We start from the raw sequence: 3,934 nt of genomic DNA, 5'->3' as shown, positions 1-3,934 counted from the left end.
GCCTGACACTATCCCGTTACGGAGCCATTTCGTCATCGCGAGCGATGGGGCTCCTCAAGGCCATGGAAGGGGCTTTGGAAGCCCGCAACAATCATGAGCAGCCCTATGGCGATTGGGGCGTCCTTTGCGCCTACCCACCGTTTAAACGGGCAGGGGATGTCAGATCGAAGACCGCTTTCCCCTTTCGGTATCACAACGGCTCGGATTGGCCCTATTGGGACGGCGTCTATGCGGAAGAAAGAATACGCCATGGCCTCGGCGGAGCGCGTTATGCGCTTGTACGCTGGTGGGAGGCCTGTCTGGCTCATGGTTGGGCAGGTGCGGTCGAATATTTCTCGCCGCCTTACGGACGCGGCTCTCTGCTGCAGGGGTGGAGCGCGATGCCGGCCGCAGTCGTCCTGAAATATGGCCTAGAGGCTGCGAACGCGGAGAATGCGTAATGGGCGGGCCGGCGGAGCTTACTTTAGACCGCCGGCCTATTCAATTTCATGACGAAGGCGAGGTGACCGTTCTGGCTGAGTTCTTCGAAACCGAGACGTCTGTAGAATCCCTTGGCGCGTTCGTTTGCGGGGCTGACACCAAGATGGACGGCAGGCACGCCACGTTTCGAAAAGACGCCGAGCAGAGTTTCGATCATCGCGCGTCCCCATCCGCCCGATTGGGCTTCGGGCAGAATATTGATGTGAAGATGCGCAGGATAAAGCGTTTCAAGACCCAACGTGCCGCTGTGCGGGTTGGCGATCCGCTCCAGAACATCGACGTCCTTTGGAGTGCGGGGGGAGAAAGCGGCGATCTCTTGGCGAACATGCGGCCACCAGCTTTGGCGGAGCTCCCGGTCGAATGCAGCGGTGTCGGGCGTGCCGACAACATAGCCGACGACCCGTTGTCGCCCGGCGAGCACAAAGGCAAAGTCCGGGGCGAATTTGAGATAGGGCACCGCCCATACGTAGCCGGGAAGGCGCCGATCGCTATAAAGCGCGCTCGCATCGGTACCGGCATCAGCCGTCATCAGGCAAATGTCAAAGAGGGCCTCAGCATCTTCTTCTGTTGCCGGGCGGATGAAATAATCGTCGCTCTCAAGGGGCATGGCATCACCGATCTGCTGGCCGCCGCACGCCACGAACAGGCGCCGATCGGCAGGGAAATTGGCAAAACTGACAGACTGCGTCTGACGGACGGGAGCCTGCGAATTTTCGGGAAGGAATAAGGGAATTCATCGGACCAGTAAAGGTCCGGCGATGCGAGACATTCGGCTCGTCTTCAGTAAGACCAGCCGGTTGGAAGCGGAAGGAACTGCCAACAAGCAGCCAGAGGGAACCAATCAATGTTTAGCGATTTCATCTCCATCGACACAGCATTCATTCTGAAGAAGGCAGGGATTTTGGCGGGCGCCGCTTTGGTCGCGTTCGGCACATCCACAGCTGTTTTTGCCGAAACGCTTACGGTCTGGGACGACCACGATTCGGAATCGCGGGCTGCCGTGATGACCGAGCTCAACGCCAATTTCCAGAAGGCGCATCCCGACGTTAAGCTTGACCATACCGTACGCGACTTCCAGGATCTCAATCTCACGCTTAAACTCGCCGTTTCCTCCGGCGATGGCCCCGTAGTCACCAAGGTCAACCAGGGGGCCGGTGCGATGGGTGCGATGGTCAAGGAAAACCTCCTTGTTCCTGTCGATCCCTACCTCAAGAAATACGGATGGGACAAAAACCAGTCCGATAGTCTTCTGGCGCGAGACCGCTGGTCGAGCAAGGGCGAGTTCGGTGTCGGTGAGACCTACGGCATTTCGTCGCTCGCAGAGATCGTCGGCCTTTATTACAATGAAAAGGTTTTGAAAGCCGCCGGCGTCGAACTTCCGATCAAGAATTTCGACGATTTCCTTGCAGCCTTGGACAAGGTCAAGGCGGCAGGTACTGCACCGCTCACGATCGGCACCGCCAAAGGCCACTTGGCGCTTCATATGCTGGCCGGGATCGCCCAAGCGCATATCGATGCGTCCGATCGAAAGGCGCTCGATGACCTGATCTACGGCCGCGGCGGCACCTGGAATACGCCCGGCAATCTGGAATCGGTCAAGCTCGTCCAGAAATGGGCAGAAAATGGTTATTTCTTCGATGGTTACCAAGGCATCTCCGGTGACGACGCCGTTCAACTCTTTGTCGCGGGCCAGGGCGCATTTCTGATCTCAGGGACCTGGTATTTTGGTGAGATGCAGAACAACCCCGACATCCATTTCATGCCGATCCCGGCACCCGCCGGCATCAAGCATCCGCTTTCGGTTGGCGGCGTCGATCTTGCCTGGGCGATCACGAGCCTCGCCAAGAATGACAGGATGAAGGATCTTGCCGGCGAATACATCAACTATATGGTTTCCAAGGAGGCGTCCGTGACCTGGGTCCATGCCGGCTACCTGCCCGCAACGCCGGTCCCGGAAGATGCCGCAGTCAAGGCTTCCCCGCTCCTGAAAGAGGGCATTTCAATGTGGAAGTCGCTGAACGACAACAATGCGCTTGGACATTATCCCGATTGGGCAAGTCCAACCATGCTCAAGACCTTTGATGAAAATACGCCTTTGCTGCTTGCCGGCAAGCAAACGCCCGAAGAGCTCATCGGCAAGCTCGATGCGGACTACGCCGCCTATATGAAGGGCAAGTGATTGCCTTGGTTTGCAATGATCCCGCCGCGCTGTCCTCTTGGGGATAGGATGCGGCGGGAAGCTGCGGTACGTCTATCCTGATCACGGCCAGAGCGGAAAAATCCGCTGTCCGGCATATTTCTGAGATGGTGCATGAAACGCTCGCCACTTGACGCGAAGGCCAGCAGAAATCTCATCTATATTCTGCCCGGCTTGCTGCTTTATTTTGCTCTTGTTCTTGGTCCTATTGTCGCGGCAATCGGTATCAGTTTCACCGAATGGGACGGCATCAGCCTTCCAAATTGGGTGGGGGTCGGCAACTTTGCAAAATTGTTCTCGGATGGGACTTTTTATGTCGCGCTGAAAAACAACGCTCTTTTTATGGTGTTTTACTGCGTTATCCCGCTTGCCGTCGGCCTCGTATTCGCCGCGATGATCTGGACACTCAGGCAGCGCGAACAGTTCGCACTGCGGACGCTGTTGTTTCTACCCTATATCATGCCGACCGCCGTGCTTGGCATCATTTGGCATTGGCTTTACAATCCGGCATTCGGTCCCATCAATCAGGCGCTGAAGCTGGTTGGGCTGGGTTCGATCGCCTTGCCCTGGCTCGGGGACTTCACCTTTGTTCTGCCGGCGGTCGGCCTTGTTGCCAGCTGGTATTTCTTCGGTTTCTGCATGGTGTTGTTTCTTTCCGGGATCCAGCGGATAGATCCGTCACTGTTTGAAGCCGCAAAAGTCGATGGTGCCAGCGGAGGCAGGATTTTCTTCTTCATCACGCTTCCGCTTCTTTTGCCGGAAATACGCATCGCGCTCCTTCTTACCATCATTTCTTCCATCAAGAGCTTTGATCTGATCTTTACGATGACCAGAGGCGGTCCTGCCAACGCAACCATCGTTCCCAATATCTATATGTACGAACTAGGTTTTCAGCTGAACCGCTATGGATATGCCTCGGCCGTTGCCATCATAGGTGCCGTGCTGGTCTTTATGATCAACTATGCCGTCCATCGGCTCGTGCGGCCATTGAATGAAGGAAGCGCATCGTGAGCAGGACTTATCGTGGAATAAGCGGCGCATTGCCTTCGCGTATGATTCTTTGGCTGTTTGCAGTTCTAACGGTTGTTCCTTTTGCGCTGCTGCTTCTTACGTCCCTCAAGAGCCGCGCGGACCTGCTGCAAGGCGCATTCGTATTGCCAGCCTATCCGCATTTCGAGAACTACGCGAATGCATGGATCGACGGCCGGTTTAACGTCTATTTCCTGAATTCCGTTCTTGTCGTGTTTCCTGTCATAG

General features: G+C 56.2%; 3 protein-coding genes and 2 pseudogenes. 4 read left to right on the top strand and 1 reads right to left on the bottom strand.

Annotated elements, in window-relative coordinates:
* A pseudogene (locus Q4Q11_RS31125) lies at positions 1-440 on the top strand (glycogen debranching protein); the annotation flags it as partial.
* Positions 441-463: 23 nt separating this feature from the next.
* Here Q4Q11_RS31125 and Q4Q11_RS31120 read toward each other — a convergent pair.
* Positions 464-1,087 carry a GNAT family N-acetyltransferase gene (locus Q4Q11_RS31120; RefSeq protein WP_498571897.1) on the bottom strand — a complete coding sequence of 208 codons (624 nt, stop codon included), beginning with the start codon at positions 1,085-1,087 and terminating at the stop codon, positions 464-466.
* Between the two features lie 237 nt (positions 1,088-1,324).
* Between Q4Q11_RS31120 and Q4Q11_RS31115 the strand changes: the two genes are divergently transcribed.
* The 3 genes and pseudogenes from Q4Q11_RS31115 to Q4Q11_RS31105 all read left to right on the top strand — a co-directional run.
* Positions 1,325-2,659 carry an extracellular solute-binding protein gene (locus tag Q4Q11_RS31115; protein WP_113217037.1) on the top strand — a complete coding sequence of 445 codons (1,335 nt, stop codon included), beginning with the start codon at positions 1,325-1,327 and terminating at the stop codon, positions 2,657-2,659.
* A gap of 132 nt (positions 2,660-2,791) precedes the next feature.
* Positions 2,792-3,688, top strand: coding sequence for a carbohydrate ABC transporter permease (locus Q4Q11_RS31110; protein WP_498571896.1), 897 nt, complete (start codon positions 2,792-2,794; stop codon positions 3,686-3,688).
* Positions 3,689-3,729: 41 nt separating this feature from the next.
* A pseudogene (locus Q4Q11_RS31105) lies at positions 3,730-3,934 on the top strand (carbohydrate ABC transporter permease); the annotation flags it as partial.

The sequence above is a fragment of the Rhizobium sp. UFLA01-1127 genome (assembly GCF_059803845.1).
Note: the sequence above shows the minus strand (reverse complement) of the source record. Positions and strands in the feature narration are given on the sequence as shown.